Origin of the sequence: Treponema medium (genome assembly GCF_017161265.1) — a bacterium.
GTDB lineage: Bacteria > Spirochaetota > Spirochaetia > Treponematales > Treponemataceae > Treponema > Treponema medium.
The window spans coordinates 2,678,688-2,702,150 of sequence record NZ_CP031393.1 but is presented as its reverse complement, the minus strand read 5'-3'; the positions used below and the strand labels follow the sequence as shown (position 1 = coordinate 2,702,150).

Below are 23,463 nucleotides of genomic sequence, written 5' to 3'. Positions count from 1 at the left end.
CGTGCAAGGTTGTGAAATCGGAATGAAAAAGTATTGTTTTTTTCTCATGCTGGTGCTGACGCTCGCTTCTTGTAAGCCTGCTGTCAGAAAAGAGGGCCGCACCGTGTTTGCGCTCGGTACGGTGTGCAGTATCCAACTGTTTACGGAAAAACCGCAGGCGGAAGCAGACGCCGTACTCCAGACCTGTACTCGTCGGCTTGAAGAGCTGGAGCGGCATTTAAATGCAAATGCCGAATCCTCTACGCTTATCGATATCAATAAGGCATCCGGCGTATCCGCGGTTAATGTACCGGCAGATATATACCCACTGTTTAAACGGGCTGTATTTTTTGCTGAAAAAACGAATGGGGCGTTTAATCCCGTCATCGGCAGCGTGGTCAAGCTCTGGAACATCGGTTTTGAGAACGCGCGGAAGCCTGATGATCAGGATATTCAAACGGCGCTTTCGCACACCGATTATGGGGATGTGCAACTGACCGGTACGGCGGTCTTTCTTAAAAAAGAAAGGATGAAGCTTGATCTGGGGGCGATTGCAAAAGGGTTTGCTGCCGACGAGCTTACTCGTATCGTAAAGCAGGCAGGAATTGCGCATGCCGTAATCGACATCGGTGGTACGATTTCCACTGTGGGGAAACGCCCCGACGGTAACTTATGGAATATCGGTATCCGCGATCCGCGTGTTCAGCAGGGGCAGCCGATTATTTCCGCTCCGATTGAAGACTGCTGTATTTCCACATCCGGCAGCTATGAGCGCTATTTTGAGCAGGACGGTATCCGTTATCATCATATTATCGACCCTTCAACGGGGTATCCGGTACGGAACAATTTGATAGCGGTATCCGTTTTTTCTAACTCTGCAACCGATGCGGACGCTTTGTCAACGGCATCCTTTGTGCTTGGGTATGAGAAGGCCACCACAGCGCTTGCCGAACTCCCCGGTACGGAAGCGCTTTTTATCTTTGACGATAACAGTATTCGTGTTACAAGCGGCCTTCAACAGCATATTACGATGTTAAATCCTGCCTTCCGATTTGCAGATACGAATGAGGACGTTGCGGGTAAATAAGGTGTCGGTTAAGCGGATTACGAATCAATTTTTAGAGGTTCCCAAAAGATAGTTATGGAGCTGCTGTGAAAATTATAAAACAAAACACCCGCCTTCAAAATATGTTGCAGGCGGTAACCCTTTTCGGCTTTACGCTGTATTTTATCGGTGTAGTCGTTTCCGGTTCGGTATACCGCTATGTACATGAGCGGCACGTACCCATGCTGTTATTTTCTGCGGCAGTGTTTTTTATTATCGGTGTGCTCAAACTTAAAGGAATGATGCAGGAATCGCAGCGGCATACCTCATTATTTAATAATGGGTATTCCGCAGCTGTTTTTGACCGTCCTACAGGAGATAGCCGCAGCGGGCGCGTAGGCGTCTTCGGTATTGCTGTCTTTGCAGTTGCTTTGGTTGGTATGGTAACGGTATCAGGAACAGAGGTGCGCTTTTCGCAATTTGCATATACCGACTTACTCGGCGGGCAATCGCCAGTTTCGCCTGTTGCGGCTTCGCCTTCCGCAGCTGCCGACGCTCAGGAACCTTCCTCTTCCGGTTCTGTTGTATCCTCTGCAGCAGCTTCCCCTATGGAAAACACTTCCGTTGCTCCCGCCTTCGCGGAATCAAGAATACAGACTGCGGACGGCGGTATTGTTATGAATGACGATACGTTTGCGCAATGGCTTACCGAGCTGTATACAAAGCCTGATGCATGGATTGGAAAAAAAATTACTGCAACCGGCTCAGTTTGGAAAGATGGGGAATTGTTTGAAAAGGATGAATTCGCCTTAGCCCGTATGATGATGATATGTTGTGCCGCCGATATGCAGCCGGTTGGCGTCCTTGCACAGTGGAACGATATCCAAGCCATTATAGACGGCGAATGGATTGAAGTTACCGGTACACTGTCAAAAAAGCCGTATAAGGATAGTTTTGATCCGCTTATTATTGTAGAAACGATAAAAAAGATCGACCCGCCGCAGCGGGAGTATATTTACCCGTAGATCGAAGGGTATAGATTGATGGGCATCTCTAAAAAGCCAACCGAGTTTTTGTAGATGCCCTGATATTGAGCAGTGAGGTAAAGACTTTAAAGCTGTACGCGGGCAAGACCTTCCGACGCTTCTTTATAGTCTTTCCGTATATTCAGCGCCCGTTGGAAAGCGTCCCGTGCGCTTTGTTTATACCCTGCCTGTTCGCGGGCAAGACCGAGACGGTACCACCACAGTGAATTGGACGGTTCCAAATGCACTGCTGCGGAATAGGCAATATCAGCCTTTTGATAACGTTTTGTTAAACGGTAAATGTCGCCGACATAAAAGTAGGCGACGCTTGCCCGCTCTCCGGTAGGCGCCATATCGATATACCGTTCCATTTGGCGGAGCGACTCTTTATAATCATTGAGATAAAAGTAAGCTTCGCCTAATGTTTCGATAATTCGCACATCCGATGCGATTTTAAGCGCTTCGTTGCAGACGGTTACCGTTTCACGGTATTTGTGGAGCCGGAACAACGACCACGTATAGACGGTGTAGGAGTCCATATTGCGCGGGTTTTGGCGGAGTTCGGCAAGGCATACATCGACTGCTGCCGTATATGATGCTTTTGCTTCTTCTGCTCTCCCTGCGCTATCCAAACTGCGACCGATACGGTATAATTTCAGCGCATCAGCCTTTTCTTGCGCATAGATTACTCCCGATGCACACGCTAATACCGTAAAAATCAGCATAGCGCGTTTTATAAAACTATACGTTTTCTGTTGTACGTTCATTTTATCAACCTCTCTTTCGTAGGGAATTTCTAACGTCTCTGACGAGCTTTAGAAATTCCCCTGTCGTGAATCGTTGAACCACAGCGGTAACAGAAAGCCTCTAAGGAAAACCTCTGCAAACTTCAGCTTTCAGAGGTTTCCTCTAAAAATCGATCTTTTAATCGATCCTTTTTAGAGGCTTGTAATTATATTCCTAGAATGCCGCGACAACTTCTCCGTTAGGATATTTTTCCATAATATACTTACGTACTTTATCGCTTTGGAGCGCTTTTATCAATGCTTTGATGCGCGGATCGTCCTCATTTCCCTGTTTAACCGAAATAACGTTCGCATAGGGAGAATCTTTTCCTTCAACAAGCAAACCGTCTTTTGCAGCGGAAAGACCTGCCGGAATAGCATAGTTTCCGTTGATGACAGCACCTTCAACATCCGCAAGTACGCGCGGAAGTGTGGCAGCTTCAATTTCTTTAAATTTTAAGTTGTAGGGATTTTTGGTAATGTCTTGCGGAGTAGCTGCTAAGCCTGCGCCCTCGCGCAAAGTGATAATATGTGCGGACTCAAGCAATAACAGTGCACGCGCTTCGTTTGTCGGGTCATTCGGAATGGCAATGGTATCGCCGCTTTTAAATTCGGAGATGTTTCCGTATTTTTTTGAATACAGCGCAAGCGGCTCAATATGAACGGTTCCTACACTGACCAGATGGTAACCATGTTCCTTATTAAAAGTATCCATATAGGGAACGTGCTGGAAGAAGTTTGCGAATTGTTCGCCCGTTTCGACCGCATCGTTGGGGGTTACATAGTCGGTAAACTCGGTAACCTTGAGCGTAACATTTTCCTTTGCAAGATCTTCCGTTACAAGCTCCAAGAGGGCTTTATGGGGTTCCGGACTTGCAGCAACAGTCAAAATATTTTGACTGTTTTCTTTTTTCGCACAGGAAACCGATAAGCTTGCGCAAAGAACTGCGCCAAGCAGTAATGTGAGTAGTTTTTTCATAAACGAGTCTCCTTTCCATTGGAATGAACGCTAGATTACTATATATCTTTAAGTTCTGTCTAGGGCTGTTTATAGAAGGGAATATATTGGGTTAAACCGCCGTTGTTAAAAAGGGATGCACAAAGAGAGAAAAATGTTGCAGAAACCTGATATTTCGATTATCATCTATAATGTATACTAAATGTATACTATAAAATATAAACTATAAACAAATACGTTATATAACGTTATATATTGGAGGAAAAATAATGACGATAGATACGCTCAAACATACGAAGGCTCGTCAATGGGTTGATGAGGTAACGGCGCTGTGTACACCGGATAATGTCTATGTATGTGACGGTTCGACGGCAGAATATGACCGATTGATGAAAAAATTAGTTGATGTAAAACTGGCAACGCCCGTAAAAAAACGAAAGAACAGCTTTTTATTCCGTTCCGATCCTTCCGACGTTGCTCGTGTAGAAAGCCGGACATTTATCGCTTCAAAAAAAGAAGAGGATGCCGGCCCTACAAACCACTGGACAGATCCCGTTGAGCTCAAGCAGACGATGAGCGCTCTATATAAAGGATGCATGAAAGGGCGTACCCTCTATGTTATTCCCTTTTCGATGGGTCCCGTAGGTTCCGATATCGCAAAAATCGGTATCGAAATTACCGACTCCGAATACGTTGTCTGCAATATGCATATTATGACACGGGTGGGCACAAAGGTACTTGAGGCGCTCGGCGCCAACGGCGCATTTGTCCCCTGTCTGCACTCGGTCGGGAAGCCGCTTGAATCGGGTAAAACCGATGACGGCGTATGGCCCTGCGCTCCGCTGGAACATAAATATATCTCTCACTTCCCGGAAGAACGGTTGATATGGTCGTATGGCTCCGGTTATGGCGGAAATGCCTTGCTGGGTAAAAAGTGTTTTGCACTGCGTATCGCTTCCGTGCTTGCACGGGATGAAGGCTGGCTGGCCGAGCACATGCTCATCTTAAAAATTACCAATCCTGAAGGAAAATCAAAGTATATTACCGGAGCATTCCCCTCTGCATGCGGCAAAACGAACCTCGCGATGCTTATTCCCACCATCCCCGGATGGAAGGTTGAAACCGTTGGAGACGATATCGCATGGATGAAGTTCGGAAAGGACGGTCGCTTGTATGCCATTAATCCCGAATCGGGCTTCTTCGGCGTAGCGCCGGGAACTTCCGACCAATCTAACAAAAACGCAATGGAATCGATAAAAGAAAACACTATCTTTACCAACTGCGCTTTAACGGAAGACGGCGATATATGGTGGGAACAGATTGGTCATCCTGCAAAGGGTAAGCTGGTAGACTGGAAGGGTAATACCCGCGATGCGCTACCGACGGATAAAAGTCCGAAAGGCGAAGAATTTGCCCACCCGAACGCTCGCTTTACTGCGCCTGCCAAGCAGTGTCCTGCAATCGCAGATGAATGGGAAGACCCCAAAGGCGTACCGATTTCCGCATTCCTGTTCGGCGGCCGCCGTCCGAGTACCATTCCGCTGGTACATCAATCCCGCGACTGGAATCACGGCGTATTCCTCGGCTCGATTGTCGGCTCGGAGATTACCGCCGCAGCGCTTGACTTAAAAGTCGGCAGTATCCGCCGCGATCCGTTTGCGATGCTCCCCTTCTGCGGGTACAATATGGGTGATTATTTTCAGCATTGGATCAACATCGGTAAAAAATCGACGGCGGACAAATTGCCCAAGATTTTCTACGTCAACTGGTTCCGCAAGGATTCGGACGGTAACTTTATTTGGCCCGGTTACGGAGAAAACAGCCGCGTACTCGCATGGATATTCGACCGCTGCGACGGCAAAGACAACGCCGTAGAAACCGCTATCGGCTGGATGCCTAAAGACGGGGCTATCAATACCGAAGGACTCAATGTGTCGAAGGAACAAATGAAGGAGATCCTTTCGGTAGATGCTGAAGGCTGGAAGAAAGAAATTGCGGATATCCGCGAAAATCACTATCCAAAATTCGGTAACAAGCTGCCTAAAGAGCTTACCGAAGCCTTAAATACGCTGGAAAAACGTCTCGGCTAATCGTACCGAAACATCCGTCGGGCGTTTCTATTTCGAAGACTGCAAAGCAAATTTAAGCGAATTTTTTCAAACGCCCTGTATCTATTTTGTGAAACTGCTGCATAAAGGAGGAGCCGCGATGCAAATTTTTGATACCCATGCTCATATCGGATTGCTATATAACGATCCTCTTGCGCAGCTGCGCGCTATCCAAGAAGCTAAACGCGCTTCCGTAACCAGAATACTCAGTATTTGTAACAGCTTGCATGATTTTTATTCGGTATATGAAACGCTCAAAACCGAACAGTCGGTGTATTATGCTATCGGCGTTTCACCATCGGAGGTGACGGCGCCGGGAAAGGACTGGGCGCTTCAGGTTGAAAAAGGAGTGCAGCTGCCGGGGGTTATTGCCGTCGGGGAAACCGGCCTCGATTACTATAAAAAGTATGGAGATCAGCGCTCGCAGATAGAGTTATTTATCACACAGTTGGAAATAGCGGCAAAAGTGAAAAAGCCGGTCGTTATTCATAACCGGAATGCCGGAAAGGATGTGTTGAACATCCTTTCCGAGCGGATGCCCGAAGCAGGCGGTATTTTGCATTGCTATTCCGAAGATGCCGAATTTGCTCAGCTCGCGCTGAAACTGCCGCTCTATTTCTCGTTTGCGGGGAATCTTACATACCGGAATGCTCGTAATCTGCACGAAACAGTACGCGCGCTGCCGCTTGACCGCATATTGGTTGAGTCCGAAAGTCCGTTTATACCGCCTGCGCCGTACCGGAAAGAGCGTAATATGCCGGCAAATACCGTTGCTACGGTTGAGTTTATGGCGAAGCTTTTAAAGATGGATACGGAAGTATTAGCGGCTCAACTGTGGAAGAATAGCTGTAAAGCGTTTAATCTGCCGGAATGAATAGCGTGAACGCAGCGGAAACGGTCGGCGGATTTTACCGGCCGGTAACAATAGGAAGCTTGACACTTCCTGGAAATATTTTTTTAGCCCCTGTTGCAGGGTATTCCGACAGGAGTTTCCGATCTATCTGTGTTGATTGGGACGCGGATTTTACCTATACTGAAATGGTCTCGTCGGAAGCATATATCCGCAATTCGGCGAAAACGGAAAAACTTATTGCCCGTGCATATAACGAGCCTCGGTACGCAGTGCAGATATTTGGGGCAAATCCCGACTTTATGGCGGAGACGGCGGTGCGTATCATCGAACGGTATCACCCCGAATGTATCGACATTAATGCCGGATGCCCTATGCCGAAAATTACCAAAACGGGAGCTGGTTCCGCACTGATGCGGAAACCTGAAAAACTCTACGCGGTGGTTAAAGCGGTTACGGAAGCAGTCGGCAAAACGGAAGCCGCCGTTCCGGTAACGGTAAAGATACGTTCCGGCTGGTCGCAAAATGAGCTTACGTGGAAAGAAGCTGCCGCGGCAGCCGTTGATGCGGGAGCGGCGGCGTTGACTATTCACCCCCGTACCTGTGTGCAATGCTACAGCGGAACGGCGGATTGGGATATTTTGGCGCAACTTGTGCAGTTGATGCGGGGCAGGGTACCCGTATTTGGTTCGGGTGATTTATTCAGTCCGCAAGCAGCGTACGATATGCTTTCTTCGACTCAATGTGCGGGGGTTATGTTTGCGCGCGGAGCTATGGGCAATCCCTTTATCTTCCGGCAAACACGGGAATTGTTGCAAATCGGCGCCTATTCCGAAATAACGCCCGCGGATAAAATCGGGACGGCAAAAAAAGAACTCGTGCTGCTGTGTGAAGAAGCTGGCGAACAGGTAGCCTGCCGCGAAATGCGCAAACGGTTTGCAGCCTATACCAAGGGGATTGCAGGCGGGGCAAAGCTCCGTGAACAGTTAGTGCAGGCGAGTTCCATACAAGACTATGAAAGGATTTTAGAGAACTTCTCATTACAGGCGGTGTAGCCGCATATCGATAACAATAGGTGAGGATAACTATGTTTGATTTTATCAATACGATTATTACGTCAATAAGGGATTTTTTTGAAGGGCTCTTTTTTTCCTCATCGCCGGAGTATCAAAAGAAACGGCAGCTTAAAGGCTATGCAGCAGAACTCAAAAAACTAAATCCGCCGTTATACCATACCGGCAAAATACTGCTTCCGGCGTTTGGTTCGCTATTGTATCAGCTTTATCATTTTTTGCAGCCGGTTAAAGCTATTCTGGACAAGACGGTTAATTCCCCTGATATACGTGCGTCCGAAAAATATCAAGACCTTTTTTTTGAAGCGATTCTGTCGGAAGAGCAGGTAAAACAACATCGGAGTTTTACTTTTAAAGCGCGGAGCTTTCTCTTATCAAAGTGTAAAACCTATCAGGAAACGGAACATACACTGCAAGAACAAATACACAGCTTTAAAAACTTTATCCGTCTTTTTCATACGCCTGCGTTTAAAACCCGCGAACAGGAATTGATCAAACTCTTTTTTCTTTCTGATCTGTGCGATTTTGACTATGCATCGTTCCTCAGTCACTTTAACAACAACTTGCAGCTAAACACAGCTGCGCCGGCATTGATTTCTCAGGATAATTTTGAAGAAGTATTTGCCGGTGATGTAACAAAAAATTTGCTGGACTTTCAATTTATCGTACGGCATGTTGCTATTACACAGACGACGATCAACGATGTTATTTTTCTGGCACGGAGTTTGGGAAATTTTACCGACGAAACGGGAGCAAAGCTGGAAAAAACGTTGAATACGGTCGAAAACCTTCTTGCAAACCAACTGAAGCGAACAACAATACCGATAATGTTGAAATTGATTAAAGAAGATCCCAATTTTAAAGAAAAAATAACTGTTTCTGAATCAAAGCCTCTGCAGGAATATATTGATCGAAGTAGTGAGAGGTTTCAAGCAGATTCAAAACGCCTTTTAAAAATTACCAAAGAAACCAATATTACCGGCTTAATAGAAAAATGTTTTGGGAGCGGTCAGTTGAAACCGTTGGAAGGATATAATGATGTAGTCAATGATGCGATTCAAAATCTTTCACCTATTTCTTTTGATTGGGTTAAACCGATGCAATTATTAAAGGCGTTTACTGAAATGTATTTTGAAACGCACTACAAAACTTTTTTAAAATCTCTGCTGATTGAAGGTTTTTTTGTGAACAAACAGATTGAAGGGCAATACGCGGTAATCTACCGTTCCTGCGAAATGCTATTAGGTAAAATAAATAGTTTTGAACAGCTTTTTAAACCGAAAGGTCAATGCAATCTCCTTGAAATTCAAGGCTATATTGCAGAGATCGAGAAAGGTAAAGATATGAAAAAACAGCTGCAAAAAATTGTTGATATTGCAAATATGCAGGCAAAGGTGATCGTTCAAACCGGAAGCAAGGCTTATGCCGATCTGTATATTTTTACCGAGCACTTACTGGAGGATATAAAAGCTCCTACTTCCGAATTGATTACAAACATAAAAGCTCTTGTCGTTAGCTCTAAAAATAAAGAATCGTTTACCCGTTTGGAACAGGATCGGCATATCTTTGCTATGTTCCTCGAAATAATGAAAAACTATGCAGTATTCGGTTCTATAGAAAAAGGAAACCCCAGTGCACATATTCCTACTACTATACCAAACGCTGTCCCCACGACAAAATCGGTGTAGAAGTAGTGTTTAAATGCTTAGTACCGGGAAATTATGATATTCAAAACCATGCTATTTCGTAAGATATACTTCTTTTCCTTTTTGCTCTGCGCCGCTTCTTCCTTATATGCCGACAGCTATTCGGGTTCGGGAACAAACGACGCCCTCATTATCCGTGCACCGGTATGGGTTTTTCTTGAAGCTCAGCCGGGAGTTATGGATAACGACACACAGGGTACACGGCTACCTCCTCGGCAAGCGCTTATGGAATTATCAAAAACGATAATGGAAGGAATGGTCTACGGCTGGAAGTTCTCTTATACCCCGTTTGATAAACGGAGAGCGGTTGCGGAAGAGTTTGAACTGGAACCGCTTCAATCCATTCTCCCGAACGACAGCCGTTTATCCGTTACGGAGCTTCGTCCGCAATACCCATACCTGTATTGCTGGGTGGAATACCGCGTTACCGATGCCGTTGCTTTACATAGAACGGAATGGGTTCGCATCAATTATATTACCGGCAAAGGTTCCGGAAGCGCAGAACGCAAGCTTGAGATAGATGGGATACGGCAGGCTTATCGGAATGCGGCGCTTGCCGCCGTTCGCGGATATTTACGAAAAAACATTAAAAATAAGCCCAAGACCGTCAACGGAGAGATGCTGATCAAAAACAATCCGCGGCTCTATGTTTCGGGCGGAAAGTTTACTGCTGAGCTGACTGTTTATCTTCATATTAAGGAAGTTATTCCTTACGAGATCTTTTGAAAATACACGGCGGTTCTGCGTCGCCTTTTGAAAAAAGGCGACGCAGAACCGCAACGGAAGCTGGAGTATATATAAGCAGCGCGAGAGAGATTTTGAGAAAGCTCATCGGAAAGGATACCATCTCTCTTCTTTGTCCAACACGAAAATTATTACCGCTTGACCTTTCATTCTTTTACTTATATCATAAAAGAATACTATTTATAGAGGATTGTAAAACCGTCGATCCTTGAGTTTCAACAAGTAAGGTGATTCGAATGAAAAAGTTAAAGATACCTGCAGTACCGTCAATCAGAAGATTACCGTCCTATTTGCATATAGTAAAGCAAGCCCAAGCCGATGGATATCCGTATATTTCCGGTACCGTTATTGCTGAAGAGTTGCACCTTGAACCGATTCAAGTACGGAAAGATTTAGCTATTACGGGCATTATCGGTAAGCCGAAGAAAGGATATCCGGTTGAAGATCTCATTTCAGCTATCGAACATTTTCTTCGCTGGGATACCTTGCAAAAAGCGATTCTTATCGGAGCAGGCAATCTTGGAACCGCACTCACCGGATATCAGGGATTTAGAGACCACGGATTGGAAATCTGTGCGGCTTTTGACAGTGACAAAAATAAGATCGGAAAAAAAATTCACGGTATTCCGATTTTTGCAATGAATAAATTAACCGAAGAAATTAACACTTTGCATCCTGCCTTAGCGATTTTAACTGCGCCTTCACCCAGTGCACAGGCCATTGCCGATCAATTGGTTGAAGCCGGAATTGACGCAATCTGGAATTTTACGAATGTTAAAATCAAAGTACCCGATAATGTACTTGTCCAGCAGGAAGATCTTACCTCAGGTTATGCACTTTTAGGTGTTATGATGAATACTCGGATTCAGCAAGCAAGCGAATAGCAATCATTTTATTCGTGCGGAGGGTTTAATACCTGCCGTCCTCGGCAACGCTCTGCGTCGTAACAAAGGGTCTTAAAGCCGACTGCAACCACCTTATAGAACACACAGTGCGAAACGTTGAGCACTGTGCCCCGACGCTTGAGTCGGGGTTGTTGATTCTATTTTGTATAATGGAGCTTTAAAAAATGTATATGCTAAAGTTCTATAACCGTACTTTATGAATCTCTCCGAATCTTCGAACCAAACTCAGGCAGCTCTTTTTTATAACCGCCTCATAAAACGATATAAGCATTTAAAAAAATATGCGCGGCGATTAGGTATCTTTGCTTATCGACTTTATGATAAAGATATTCCTGAAATACCCGTTGCCGTTGATATTTATATTGAAGATACAACCGGTGTATTGTTTGCTGTGCTTACCGAATATGAACGGCCAACTTATAGGCAAGAAGATAAAAGTGCCGCTTCTCTCTCGGAGTTGACGGAAGCGTTGTGCGCTGCTTTACAGATTCCTGCGGCGCAGGTATACCAGAAATGCCGAAGACGGCAGCGCGGTGAAGCTCAATACGAAAAAATTGCCGACAGTGGAAAGCGGATTATCGTACGTGAGGGTAAGTGCCGATTTCTTGTCAATGTATCCGATTATCTCGATACCGGTTTGTTTCTTGATCACCGTCCGGCTCGGCTTGCCGTTGCCGAAAGCGCTGCCGGTAAGTCTGTGCTGAATCTTTTTTGCTATACCGCTTCTTTTTCTGTTCACGCGCTGGTAAACGGAGCACGGCGGGTTTGTTCGGTTGACTTATCAAAAAACTATTTACAATGGGCGGCTGAAAATGCTCAGCTGAACGGGGTTGCCGATTTCGAACGCTGTCGGTTTGTGCAAAGTGATGTCCGCCTTTTTTTAGAGCAGGCTGCAAAACGGAAGGAGCGCTGGGATATCATCATCTGCGACCCGCCGACATTTTCCAATTCAAAGCGTGCGCCTCAATTTTTCGATGTGAACCGTCATTGGCAGGATTTAATCCGCAGCTGCTGTCAGGTATTGTCAGCAGAAGGCGTTTTGTACTTTTCTACGAATTCACGGACACTCCGCTTTAGTACGGCGGAGCTTTCGGATAACCACTCCGGCAGCGCAGGAGCAGATAAGTTTGTTTATCACAATACGCTCTTTACCGTGCAGGATATCAGCGCACAGTCGATACCGGAAGATTTTCGGAATAAAAAAATTCACCGGTTGTGGAAGATAAGTCGTAGTGCGACCTTTTGAAAATATACGGTACATCTGCTGTATTACACGGCTAAACTGGTGTCCGTTAGTATAAGCACCGCCGATAATCAACAGTCTGACCGGAGAATGCAAGACGATATATCAAAAAAATTTTATCTTTTTTTGGTGAAACTGACAAGAATTTTTCTCGAACAGACAGGAACTTTCCATTCAGAAAGCAGATACAAGTGGAACCTCTAAAAAGTGAACTTTTTAGAGGTTCTTCAAAGTATTATATGATACTATTTGACTCTTTTCCCAGTTATTGATCCCACTGTCGCTCCCGAGACCTGTTCAACAGCGGAGTTATCGAACAGACCTATTATTAATTTTTAATGACTTACTCAATAAATTTCCCTGCCAACTTGTACACTTGCTTTATTTCTTTGCTTTCTAAGTTCCAATTATTGAGTTCAGCTTCAATTAATTCTGGAAATTTTTTGCTAATATCCCTTAAAGCGTTTCCTACTGATTTCCTAACATAGTCACTCGTATCTTCTTTTAAGGAAGTAATTCGTCTAATAGCTTCATTCGGATTATCTTTGAAATATGCTCTGCTCGTCCATATTCTTAATCTGGAGCGGTAGCGGAACAGCGGACGTAGCGGCCCGAACGCAGTGAGGGGAACCTCCATATAATTATTTATGTACCTTCCAGCTTGCAGCTTCGCGACGCTCGCCGATAAAGTTTCGGTATATGCCGTCCTGCTCCATCAGTTCGGCATGGGTGCCGTGCTGCACAATCTTGCCGTGGTCTACGACGATGATTTGATCGGCTCTCTCTACGGTTTTCAGCCGATGGGCAATCATGATAACGGTCTTTTCGGCGGTGAGTGCTTGGATGGCGTGCATCAGTTCGTTTTCATTTTCGGGATCGACGTTGGCGGTTGCCTCATCCAAAAAGATGACCGGTGCGTTTTTCATCATGGCGCGGGCAATGGAGATGCGCTGCTTTTCTCCGCCGGAAAGACTTGCGCCGCCTTCACCGACTACCGTGTCGTATCCGTGGGGAAGGCTTGAGATAAAGTCATGACAGCAGGCTTTTTTCGCCGCAGCGATCACATCTTCCATCGGAGCGCCGGGCTGACCAAAGCGGATATTGTTGGCGATGGTGTCGTGGAATAAATAAACCGATTGGAACACAAAACTGAAATTTGCCATCAAGGAATCCATATCGTAATCCTTCACATTCCGGCCGCCCAGCATAATGCTTCCCCCGTCTACATCCCAGAACCGTGCAAGCAGATTTACCAAGGTGGTTTTTCCTCCGCCGGAAGGGCCGACAATCGCCGTCGTGGTCTTTTCAGGAATCTTCAATGAAATGCCGTCGATGATCTTTCTTTTTTCATACGAAAATGCTATATCCTGCGCAGTAATATCGCGCACTGCCGGTGTAATATTTTCTCCGGATATATCCATCTGCGGCGTGTTCAGAATTTCCTGCGCCCGGTCAACGCTCATATCAACCACGCGCAGCAGTGATGAGTATTGTCCTGCCGTTTCCAGACTGGTATAGATGATAAAGGCGGAGATTACCATGACAACAGCGTTCAGCGCGTCCATACTTCCGGCACAATAAAATGCGCATGAAAAAGCTACCATTGCCACACCGGTAAGCTTGGCGATAAAACTCTGCAATGCTATGCGGGGCACCAGAGTCATTTCCATATCGGTATTGATCTTACTGTTTTCCGAGATTGCCTCATTTAATTCCTTGCTCTTAACTCCCGTCAACCGGTAAGCCTTAACCTCGGTCATCCCTTGCAGGTATTCCAAAACCTTTTCTACCAGCCTTTCATCTGCGCGTATCTTTTTTCCCGACACCTTTTCGGAAGCAATCCGGAGACGGCTGTTTGCAAAAAGAAACAACGAAAAACCGCAGAGCAGCACACAGGCGATTCTCCAATCGAAGAAAAACAACATGATGACAATAAGCGAGGTTGTAAGCAGGCCGTCGCAGACAAGCATTACCACACGAGCCGCGATATTTTCAAGACTTTCCATTATATTAGTTGTAATAGACGTAATCTGCCCGAGGCTGTTGGCGTTAAAGTATCCCATCTGAAGATACCGCAGATGCTCCGCAATCTCCACCCGTTTTTCCGCACAAGTGTCATAGCCTCCTTCGGTCTGCAACATAACAGCCTTTGATTTTAGCAATCCCGATCCGGCAATGCTGATCAGCATAATCCCTAACGAGAGCAGGATATCTTTTGTGTCTACCGTTCCGTTCATCAGCGCCCGAATCATCACCGCAATCGCCGGAATCTTTAGCGCCTCAAACAGAGCCTGAATAACATTGAGCCGAATGGAAGTGATAAATTTCCGGCGGTTTTCTTCACCGCAGAACGCAAAAAACTTTCTAATAACTTTAAGCATGATCTTTCACCTCAATATGTGCATTCCACATCGTTTCATATAACCCGTGATGAGAAAGAAGCTCATCATGGGTTCCGCTGTCTGCAACGGCACCGTCTTTAATGACATAAATACAATCGGCAGCAGTAATCGTAGAAAGCCGGTGCGCAATCACGATGAGCGTCTTCCCCTCCGTCAGCTTAGAGATAGAGCGCTGAATAACCGCCTCGTTTTCAGGATCGGTGTAGGCGGTTGCCTCATCCAAAATGATAATGGGCGCCGCTTTCAGCATTGCTCTGGCAATGGAGATACGCTGCCGCTCGCCGCCGGAAAGATGCCCGCCGGAAGTGCCTACCACGGTATCGTAACCATTCTCCAGCTCCAAAATGAATTCATGGCAACCGCTGTGTTTTGCCGCTTCCTCCACTTCCGCATCAGTTGCATCCGCCCGCCCGATGCGGATATTTTCCCTGACCGTCATATTGAATAGATAATTGTCCTGCGAGACAAAGGCAATCTTATCCGAATAGGCTTCTTGCGGAATTTCACGAATGTCCGTATCTCCCAGCAAAATTGAGCCGCTGCTCACATCCCAAAGCGAAGCGATGAGACGAGCAATGGTACTCTTTCCGCTGCCGGAAGGACCGACCAGCGCAATAAAGCTGCCCTCCGGGATTTCCATAGAAATGCCGTGAAGCACTTCCTGTTCTTTATACGAGAAATGAACATCCTGCAACTTCAACATGTTTTTCTTTGGAACGGTTCCGTCTAACGGGCGCTCCATTTCGGGAGCATACAAAATACTTTGAACTTCACCGAAAATGGTTCCCATCGTTCGAAAGTCGTCCGAATAACTCATCAAGGTTATAAGCGGTGTGATGATGCCGACAGACAAAATAATGATTGTTACCAGATTCTGCGGAGAAAGATATCCTCCCTTTACCAACAGACCGCCGATGGGGAGCACGGAAACCATTGTGGCGGGCATGATTACCGTGGCGAATGTAAAGGTGAGAATGCAGGAGCGCATCCAATCGATATAGCTGTGAGCGGCTTCATACGCGTCATGCACGAAGCGGTCGTAGGAACTTTTTGTATTTCCGAAAACCTTGATGACTTGAATACCGCCGATATATTCAACCGCCGTATCATTGAGTGCTTTTGTAGCAGTAACCGTGCGTTGGTAGAATTGAGGACTGCCCTTCATCATAAGACCGTAACAGAAAAAGCCCACCGGTATCGTTGCAAGCGAAGCCAGCCCCATACGCCAATCGATAGTAAAAATATAGATCAAAATGATGACGGGGATCAGTAAATTTGCGGTGAACTCCGGAACGATATGCGCCAGTGTTGTTTCAATGCTGTCGATACGTTCGATGAGCGTATTTTTGAGCGCCCCGGAACTTTGCTCCAGCACCGCCCCCAGCGGCATTCTTGTCAGTTTTTCCGTGCAGCGTTTTCGGAGTTCAGCGAGTACTGCAAATGTTGCCCTATGGCTCGTCGATGTGCTAAGCGCATGAAACAGTACACGGCAAAACCAGAACGCTGCGATAATCAGACAACGTATCATATAATATGATAGGTCTTTGTTTCCGCTCATCAAACCGTGTACGATGCCGGCAACAACAAAATACGGTGCGATGGAAAAGGCCACACCGATGACTGCAAGGATAACACTCAGCACATATTGTCCTTTGTGTTCCCCTGTTTGTCCCAACGCCCACGCGATAGGCGAAGGACTTTTTTCTTTTTCCTTCATAAGCAAACTTCCTTTTGTTAGCTAACAAACAATAGTTAGTTTTAGCCAACATTCACTTAAACTCATCACCTATTCTTATAAACAAAGACAGGCGGTGCGCCTTTATCCTAATTCAATTATGCAAGCTATCAGAACCCTAACAACTGCTTCCAGCCCGGAACAAAGAATGCCTCTACCGTTGTTAAGCAGCGGAGCGCTTCTTCCACGCTGTAATTATGGATAACCGGTTCAAAAAGAGCGGTCGTATATGCTGAAAGCAGGAGATGCAGCTCCTTTGGAGTAATATCCCTCACCGCGTAGCCTTGCGCTTTAAGCATCGGCATATATTGTAAAAGCTGCGCTTGCTGCCCCTCTGTAAGATCGTGGAGGAAATGCTCGTACTTACTCCCCCGCGATTTTGCCAGCAATAGGTGATATTCTTCCATGTTCGGATAGATTATCTCACGCATCATATCGATTTCAGAATCCCGCCACTGTATACGTTCTTCGTGATGGACTGCATCCACATAGCGCGCAACGTGCGCATCCAACCAAACATTTATACGATCCACTGCAGGAGCGACGATTTGATCAAAGAGATCTGCTTTATCTACACAATGCCGATATATTCCCGCAGCCGTCATACCGCAGCGCTTGCTGATACTCCGCATGGAAGACTTATCAAAGCCCATCGCCATAAATTCGGCTTTTGCTGCGGCTATAATTTTTATATGATTGGCAGTTTTGTCTCTCGGCATGGATTCCCTCTTTTGCGTACGGTGTTAGCTAACACGTATAAACATACAACCGATTGGGGTAGGTGTCAAGGGGATGAGGGCAGGGGGACAAAAATTTGCAGTTTTTAATGTAATAAGATACAATAGAGTCTATGCTTGAAAGTGTAAGTCCGATAATAATGCATCAGATAAACGGAGCGGCGTATTGCTGTCTTGCTTCGGGGATGGAGCCGCGTGCTTTTGCGCATTCGGCTGTTACCGATTATCTTCACGATGCCTGTTTGCGTATTGCGCCTGACGGGACGGTGCAGGAGTTTTATCTTAACGAAACCATTACGTTTTTTAATGCGGAAAAAGGACGGGAAGAGGTTGGGATTGTGCTGCCGCTGCGGGAAGCGCAACCGCTTATCGGTTTGGCTTGTCTCGATACAGGTGATGCTGCTGCCGGTGCATTCCGCGATTCGCAGGCGCTTCTCCGTGCAGAGGCTGTATTACGAAAGCTGTACCGGCTTTTTTCTTGCCTTATCGCAGCGTATAAACAAGGTACGATAAGTGAAGCTTTTTTCCGAGCAGCTATGTCTGCCCCCTTGTGTTTGCTGGCGGAGGGAGGAACAGACGGTGGCGCTCAAGACTTTATCGTGCTTCCGCCTCGATTAGTACTCCGCTGCGTTACTGCCGAAACCGCGGCGGCGCTCCGCTTCCATTATCCGTGGGTACATCCTGATGCGGAACGAGTACCGCTTGACGATGCTGCGTCCTTTTTCTTAGCAACGCTCAGCTATGCCTGTATAACCGGAGCGCCGCCTTTTAACAGCGCCGCCGTCCCATTCGCAGCGGTAGACGGGGATGCCTTTTGCGCCAACGGTGCGGTGGAACGGCTGGTGCAGAATATACGGGACGGCATTTATGTGCCGGTTGAATTCCGCTGTCAGGCGCTGCGTTCGCAGTTTGCGCGGCTTATCAATGGCGGGTTAGCCATAGCCGCGGGGCAGGGGAGTGCTAAAACTGCAGGACAGCACGGTAGTGTCAAAGCTGCCGGACATAAGAGCATCGGCCTTGAAAAAGCTGCGGGCGGCGATATAATGCCTAACTGCCGCGCCGCGCCGCTCCTGCCGCTTGTAGAACAGCTCTGCAGCTATTCGTGCGGAGGGTTTAATACCCCGACGCTCTGCGTCGTAACAAAGGGTATTAAAGCCGACTGCAACCACCTTATGAGAACAACATACCCCGACGCTCGCGTCGGGGTTGTTGATTGCGATGAATCGTTGTCGCTCTTCGCCGGTATGCAGGCAGCTGAGGATTCAGCGCAGCGGGCGGCGCTTGAGGCTTTTATTCAAACAGCGCGGAAGCGTATCACCCGCAAGCGTTTTTTTGTTCGGAACCGCGTAAAAATTGCGGCAGCGGCGGTAGTATGTGCCGCGCTTATTGCCGTAACGGCGGCTATTGTGCAATATATTCGAAAGCCGCCTGAAACGGCAGGTATGTCAGCGGAAGCGGTAATACGCGGTTTTTATACCGCCGTCGGAACACTCGATCAAACGATAACCGGCGCTTATACCAAAAATAAAGCCGCTGCCTTATACGACGGTCTGATGGTGCATTTGTACGTAACCGGCAAAACACGCGAGGCCTACGAGCGCAAAAAGATTTATTACACGCCTCAGGAGTTCTTCAACCTCTGTGAATCTGCGTGGAGTGTCGATGTCGTACCAGCTGCCGATGCAGCAACGGGGATGAATGCCGCCGGAAGTCAGGCTGCGAGTGCGCCGCAGGAGCAGGAACGGGAGCGCAATATGGAAGCGCGCCTCATTCGCTATAAAAAAGCGGTTATCAAATCGCTCAATGGAGGTTCCGTCTACGGTATTTCCGGCTTGGAGATTGTTCCCGCTGCACAGGCAGGGTGGTTTGACGTGACGTTTTATCACTGGATGCCGATTTTTTCATCGGAAGAGGCTGAAGCGGCGGCAAAGGCTATGGAAAAAGCGCTTGAAGCTTCTGGAAGCGCGTCCAATGCGGAGCTTTCGGAGCGGAGCGCCTTTCCCATACAGGTACTCTATAAGCATGACAGGGTACAGGTCATATCGATTAAGGGCAGCTTTTTTATCGGGGCAATCGAATCGGCGGAAAGTACGGTTGCCGCCGATTCAAGCAATGCACTGCTTGAAGATTGTGCGTTACCGCCTGCGGACAGACCGGCCTATTTAAAAGGATTGTAATATGAGAGAACGGAAAAATATCTATACGCTTTTACATCAGGATGCGGGGTCATCTGCCCGCACGGGAGTAATACGCCTGCCTCACGGTACGGTGCAAACCCCCGCTTTTATGCCGGTGGGAACGGCCGCGACGGTAAAAGGCATCACCAAGGATGATTTACATGAAATAGGTTTTGAAATCATCTTAGCGAATACCTACCACCTCTTTTTGCGTCCGGGTATGGACGTTATCAAGCAGGCGGGCGGGCTGCACGGGTTTTCCGGCTGGAATAAAAACTTTTTGACGGATTCGGGCGGATTTCAGGTATTTTCGCTGTCTCAGTTGCGAAAAATTAAGGAAGAAGGCGTAACATTTCAGAGCCATATCGACGGCAGCAGGCAGTTTTTAAGCCCCGAAATCGCGGTGCAGGTGCAGGCCGCCTTTAATAGCGACATTCAAATGCAGCTCGATATCTGTTCCCCCTACGGCATTTCCAAAAAGGAAACCGAAAAAGCGCTGACGCTCACAACCGCGTGGATGCATCGGGCGGTGCGGGAATGGGATCAAACGGAAGGGTACGAAGGAAGCCTTTTCCCGATTATACAAGGCGGCTTTTTTGAAGATCTCCGTATCAGAAGTATCGAATCGATTATGGAATGCGATCCGCACGGTATCGCAATCGGCGGTCTTTCCGTCGGCGAGCCTGAGGATGTATACAAGGAATTTTTAGCCTTTACCGCCGCGCATGTTCCCAAACAAAAACCGCTCTATGTGATGGGCATTGGCACCCCCGATTATATTTTAGAGGCGGTAAAGAACGGCGTCGATATTTTTGACTGCGTACTCCCGTCACGGAATGCGCGGAACGGAAACTTGTTTACCCGTATCGGTCCCATCTCAATTAAAAAGAAAGAATATGAATACGATTTCGGCCCAATCGATCCGAGCTGCTCCTGCAAGGTATGCCGGAATTACAGCCGTGCGTATCTGCGGCACTTGTTCCGCTGCAAGGAGATTCTGTATTCAATGCTTGCAACCTACCACAACTTAGCATTCCTCCATCGAATGGTTGCCGAAATCAGGGAGTCAATTACCGAAGATCGCTTTTCGGAATACTACCGCCGCTTCCTGAAAGATTATTATGGACGGGCTTAGAGCTTGTGAATAAGGCATTACGAAAGACTTGCGCACTCCATATAACCCGAAAGCACGCAGAGCTTGTTTCGCTTTACGAGGTTGTTGATTCAAGAATTGAGTTCGTCTTGTGATTTTAATAAGGGTATGGTATATTTAAAAGGGAATGAAATATGACAGCCTTTGAAAAACTTTCAAACAATGGCATCTATTTGACTCATAAAAATTTGGAATATATAATTTCTAAGTATAATATTAAAGAAATATCTGTATTTGGCTCTTCAATACGAAATGATTTTACAAATGAAAGCGATGTCGATTTCCTTATAGAGTTTAGAAATTCTGAGAAAATATCACTTTTTGATATACTGGATATACAAGACTATCTTCAAAATATTACAAAAAGGAATGTTGATATAGTGGAACCTGGCGCTTTAGTAAATCCATATAGAAGAGAAGCAATAATGAATTCTCGGGAGCCGCTCTATGTTTCATAATGAGCGTGATAAAAGTTACATTTACGATATATTAAAGTATTCACAAGAAGTGATTGATATTTTAAAAGACGAAACTCATAACAGTTTTGTAAATAATCGTATAAAAAGATTAGCAGTTGAAAGATTGATACAAATAATCGGAGAAGCCGCAAATCATCTTTCCAAAGATTTTATGAAAGAGAACCAAGATATTCCTTGGACAAAAATTATTGGATTAAGAAACAAAATTGTTCATGATTATGGGGAAATCTTAACAGATCGAATCTGGCTTATTGCGTCGGAATCAATTCCTGAGTTAATGTATCAAATAAAATCAAAAAATTTTATCTAACATCTGCTTTAATCTGATATTTGGGCACCTCTAAAAACGGAAGTTTTTAGAAGTTCCCATTTATTTTTTCATGAAAGTTGCTTATGATATAATAACATGGAAAGAAAACAACTTAATCACTTTAACTCCTCCGGTAAAGCCGTGATGGTGGATGTCGCCGGTAAGGATGAGACAAAAAGAATAGCGGTTACGCACGGCTTTATCAGTATGAATGCGGAGGCCTTTCTTGCGGTGCGCGAAGGCAGCGTCAAAAAAGGCGATGTGCTGGGAATTGCGCGGGTTGCCGGAATTATGGCGGTAAAAAAGACGCCGGAGCTTATCCCTCTCTGTCATACGCTGCAGGTTACGAGCGCCGGTATTGACTTTACCCTGTATGAAGCGGAATGTAAAATCGAGGTTGTATGTACGGTCGGGGCTACCGGACGGACGGGCGTTGAGATGGAAGCGCTGACGGGTGTTTCCGCCGCGTTGCTGACGATATACGATATGTGCAAGGCGCTTGATCGTTCGATGTGTATCTCGGGAATAGAGCTTTTGAAGAAAGACGGTGGAAAGAGCGGCCTCTATGAAAGATAGGTTCCTGCGGGAAATCGATTATATCAGAATATCCGTAACAGACCGGTGTAATTTCAGGTGCCGTTACTGTATGCCCGCTCAAGGAGTCGGATTTATTCCGCATGATCAAATTCTCAGGTTTGAGGAGATTATCAGGATAGGCCGGTTACTTCCTCGGATCGGTATCAAACATATCAAAATTACCGGCGGCGAACCGCTGGTTAGAAAGGGCGTGTGCTCTCTTATCAAGGATTTAAAAGCGCTTGAAGGTATTGAGCAGGTTACACTGACGACAAACGGGTACTTGCTTGAACAGGCGGCCGAGAAGCTAAAAGCAGCGGGCATAGACGCGGTCAATGTCAGTGTCGATACGGTCAATAGAGAAAACTTTACGAAGATATGCCGCAAAGACGGGCTTGCAGAGGTGCTACGCGGAATAGACACGGCGCAGGAACTGGGTATCGCCCTCAAGGTGAATACCGTCGTCAGCGGGAACAGCGCTCCGGCAGAATTGCTCGATGTGCTCGATTTTTTTTCAAGCAAAGATATCACGGTGCGGTTTATAGAGCTGATGCCCATCGGTATCGCGGAACGGACGAGGGTAACAAATGCGGACTTATTCAATTTGATTAAGCGGCATCATCCCGATATTACAAAGGACGATTTTAGAAGCAATGGCCCCGCGCGATATTATCAATTCGGAGACGGTAAACGGGTCGGTTTTATCTCGGCGATACACGATATGTTTTGTTCCTCGTGTAATCGGGTACGGCTGACTGCTGAGGGGGTCATCAAGCCCTGTCTTGCAAGTACAGTTTCATATAATATAAAGCGCTTACTCAGAAGCGGAGCCGGAGATGCCGAGCTGGAGAGGGCTTTAAAACAAGCGGTGTTCCATAAGCCGGTAAGTCATCATTTTAGCAACAAACAAAAAAAAGAAACGCGCGTGATGAACACGATAGGAGGGTGAGCCTGTGGGAACAGTGATGGGAATATGTATCAGCGAAAAAAAAGGAACTGCAAAACATGCGGTCGAGCAAGCTATTTTAATTGAAGATTTCGGACTGGAAAACGATGCCCATGCGGGTAAGTGGCACCGGCAAGTCAGCTTGCTCTCCTTTGAAACAAGAGAACGGTTTAAGGCGAAAGGCGCAGACGTGACAGACGGTGCGTTCGGTGAAAATCTCTTAGTGAGCGGTATCGACCTCGTACACCTTCCGGTCGGCGCCATTCTTAAATCGGGAAGTATCACGCTTGAAGTAACGCAGATCGGGAAGGAATGTCACAGCCATTGCGCAATCTATCACACCATGGGCGAATGTATTATGCCGACAAACGGAATATTCGCGAAGGTGCTTACCGGCGGGCTTTTAAAAAAAGGAGACGAGATAACGGTAGCGGATAAATGATGTCGGTTGCCGATTGTTATATTTTACCGCTTATGTTAAAATGCGCAGATTTATGAATACTTTCTTAAAATAAAATATCAAGGTG

22 protein-coding genes are annotated in these 23,463 nt (G+C 46.4%); 16 read left to right on the top strand and 6 right to left on the bottom strand.

All coding sequences use genetic code 11. The features are described from left to right. Nucleotides 1-22 precede the first annotated feature (22 nt). Nucleotides 23-1,066 carry an FAD:protein FMN transferase gene (locus DWB79_RS11875; RefSeq protein ID WP_040859279.1) on the top strand — a complete coding sequence of 348 codons (1,044 nt, stop codon included), beginning with the start codon at nt 23-25 and terminating at the stop codon, nt 1,064-1,066. Between the two features lie 65 nt (nt 1,067-1,131). Beyond that, entirely contained in the window at nt 1,132-2,049 is a 918-nt protein-coding gene (locus tag DWB79_RS11870; protein ID WP_016524295.1) for a TIGR03943 family putative permease subunit, read from the top strand. Between the two features lie 86 nt (nt 2,050-2,135). Here DWB79_RS11870 and DWB79_RS11865 read toward each other — a convergent pair whose 3' ends face one another. Further along, nucleotides 2,136-2,816, bottom strand: a complete 681-nt coding sequence (locus tag DWB79_RS11865) for a tetratricopeptide repeat protein (RefSeq protein WP_016524294.1) — start codon at nt 2,814-2,816, stop codon at nt 2,136-2,138. Nucleotides 2,817-3,009: 193 nt separating this feature from the next. Then, on the bottom strand, nt 3,010-3,813 hold the full coding sequence (locus DWB79_RS11860) for a MetQ/NlpA family ABC transporter substrate-binding protein (RefSeq protein WP_016524293.1): 804 nt from the start codon (nt 3,811-3,813) through the stop codon (nt 3,010-3,012). 248 nt (nt 3,814-4,061) lie between these two features. Between DWB79_RS11860 and DWB79_RS11855 the strand changes: the two genes are divergently transcribed. From DWB79_RS11855 to DWB79_RS11825, 7 genes are all read left to right on the top strand, one after another. Beyond that, nucleotides 4,062-5,882, top strand: coding sequence for a phosphoenolpyruvate carboxykinase (GTP) (locus DWB79_RS11855; protein ID WP_016524292.1), 1,821 nt, complete (start codon nt 4,062-4,064; stop codon nt 5,880-5,882). Nucleotides 5,883-6,000: 118 nt separating this feature from the next. Further along, a complete protein-coding gene (locus DWB79_RS11850; protein ID WP_016524291.1) occupies nt 6,001-6,774 on the top strand; it encodes a TatD family hydrolase in 774 nt (257 codons plus the stop codon). Next, nucleotides 6,771-7,805, top strand: a complete 1,035-nt coding sequence (gene dusB, locus DWB79_RS11845) for a tRNA dihydrouridine synthase DusB (RefSeq protein WP_016524290.1) — start codon at nt 6,771-6,773, stop codon at nt 7,803-7,805. Before DWB79_RS11850 ends, dusB begins: the two co-directional genes overlap by 4 nt. Before the next feature lie 32 nt (nt 7,806-7,837). Then, a complete protein-coding gene (locus DWB79_RS11840) occupies nt 7,838-9,511 on the top strand; it encodes a DUF5312 family protein (RefSeq protein WP_016524289.1) in 1,674 nt (557 codons plus the stop codon). A 48-nt stretch (nt 9,512-9,559) separates the two neighbouring features. Beyond that, nucleotides 9,560-10,255, top strand: coding sequence for a hypothetical protein (locus DWB79_RS11835; RefSeq protein ID WP_252722486.1), 696 nt, complete (start codon nt 9,560-9,562; stop codon nt 10,253-10,255). A gap of 254 nt (nt 10,256-10,509) precedes the next feature. After that, nucleotides 10,510-11,157 carry a redox-sensing transcriptional repressor Rex gene (locus tag DWB79_RS11830; protein ID WP_016524287.1) on the top strand — a complete coding sequence of 216 codons (648 nt, stop codon included), beginning with the start codon at nt 10,510-10,512 and terminating at the stop codon, nt 11,155-11,157. 217 nt (nt 11,158-11,374) lie between these two features. Next, entirely contained in the window at nt 11,375-12,424 is a 1,050-nt protein-coding gene (locus DWB79_RS11825) for a class I SAM-dependent methyltransferase (RefSeq protein WP_016524286.1), read from the top strand. 340 nt (nt 12,425-12,764) lie between these two features. Here DWB79_RS11825 and DWB79_RS11820 read toward each other — a convergent pair whose 3' ends face one another. The 4 genes from DWB79_RS11820 to DWB79_RS11805 all read right to left on the bottom strand — a co-directional run bounded on the left by DWB79_RS11820 (nt 12,765) and on the right by DWB79_RS11805 (nt 17,277). Further along, nucleotides 12,765-13,058: a hypothetical protein gene (locus DWB79_RS11820; RefSeq protein ID WP_016524285.1), complete on the bottom strand. Its 294-nt coding sequence runs from the start codon at nt 13,056-13,058 to the stop codon at nt 12,765-12,767. Nucleotides 13,059-13,062: 4 nt separating this feature from the next. After that, nucleotides 13,063-14,802: an ABC transporter ATP-binding protein gene (locus tag DWB79_RS11815; protein ID WP_016524284.1), complete on the bottom strand. Its 1,740-nt coding sequence runs from the start codon at nt 14,800-14,802 to the stop codon at nt 13,063-13,065. Then, complete coding sequence (locus DWB79_RS11810) at nt 14,795-16,540, bottom strand: ABC transporter ATP-binding protein (protein WP_016524283.1); 1,746 nt, start codon at nt 16,538-16,540, stop codon at nt 14,795-14,797. The genes DWB79_RS11815 and DWB79_RS11810 overlap by 8 nt, the downstream gene beginning before the upstream one ends. Before the next feature lie 128 nt (nt 16,541-16,668). After that, nucleotides 16,669-17,277 (bottom strand): TetR/AcrR family transcriptional regulator, encoded by a 609-nt coding sequence (locus tag DWB79_RS11805; RefSeq protein ID WP_016524282.1) that lies wholly within the window; start codon nt 17,275-17,277, stop codon nt 16,669-16,671. A gap of 131 nt (nt 17,278-17,408) precedes the next feature. Between DWB79_RS11805 and DWB79_RS11800 the strand changes: the two genes are divergently transcribed. The 7 genes from DWB79_RS11800 (at nt 17,409) to DWB79_RS11770 (ending at nt 23,378) form a co-directional block, all read left to right on the top strand. Next, nucleotides 17,409-19,472, top strand: coding sequence for a hypothetical protein (locus DWB79_RS11800; RefSeq protein ID WP_016524281.1), 2,064 nt, complete (start codon nt 17,409-17,411; stop codon nt 19,470-19,472). Between the two features lies 1 nt (nt 19,473). Next, nucleotides 19,474-20,607 carry a tRNA guanosine(34) transglycosylase Tgt gene (gene tgt / locus DWB79_RS11795; RefSeq protein WP_016524280.1) on the top strand — a complete coding sequence of 378 codons (1,134 nt, stop codon included), beginning with the start codon at nt 19,474-19,476 and terminating at the stop codon, nt 20,605-20,607. A gap of 152 nt (nt 20,608-20,759) precedes the next feature. Next, complete coding sequence (locus tag DWB79_RS11790) at nt 20,760-21,083, top strand: nucleotidyltransferase family protein (RefSeq protein WP_016524279.1); 324 nt, start codon at nt 20,760-20,762, stop codon at nt 21,081-21,083. Then, nucleotides 21,073-21,414, top strand: a complete 342-nt coding sequence (locus tag DWB79_RS11785; protein WP_016524278.1) for a HepT-like ribonuclease domain-containing protein — start codon at nt 21,073-21,075, stop codon at nt 21,412-21,414. The genes DWB79_RS11790 and DWB79_RS11785 overlap by 11 nt, the downstream gene beginning before the upstream one ends. Before the next feature lie 96 nt (nt 21,415-21,510). Next, nucleotides 21,511-21,990: a cyclic pyranopterin monophosphate synthase MoaC gene (moaC, locus tag DWB79_RS11780; protein ID WP_016524277.1), complete on the top strand. Its 480-nt coding sequence runs from the start codon at nt 21,511-21,513 to the stop codon at nt 21,988-21,990. Continuing rightward, nucleotides 21,980-22,939, top strand: a complete 960-nt coding sequence (gene moaA / locus DWB79_RS11775; RefSeq protein ID WP_016524276.1) for a GTP 3',8-cyclase MoaA — start codon at nt 21,980-21,982, stop codon at nt 22,937-22,939. Before moaC ends, moaA begins: the two co-directional genes overlap by 11 nt. A 4-nt stretch (nt 22,940-22,943) precedes the next feature. Continuing rightward, nucleotides 22,944-23,378, top strand: a complete 435-nt coding sequence (locus DWB79_RS11770; RefSeq protein ID WP_016524275.1) for an MOSC domain-containing protein — start codon at nt 22,944-22,946, stop codon at nt 23,376-23,378. The last annotated feature ends 85 nt before the right edge of the window (nt 23,379-23,463 follow it).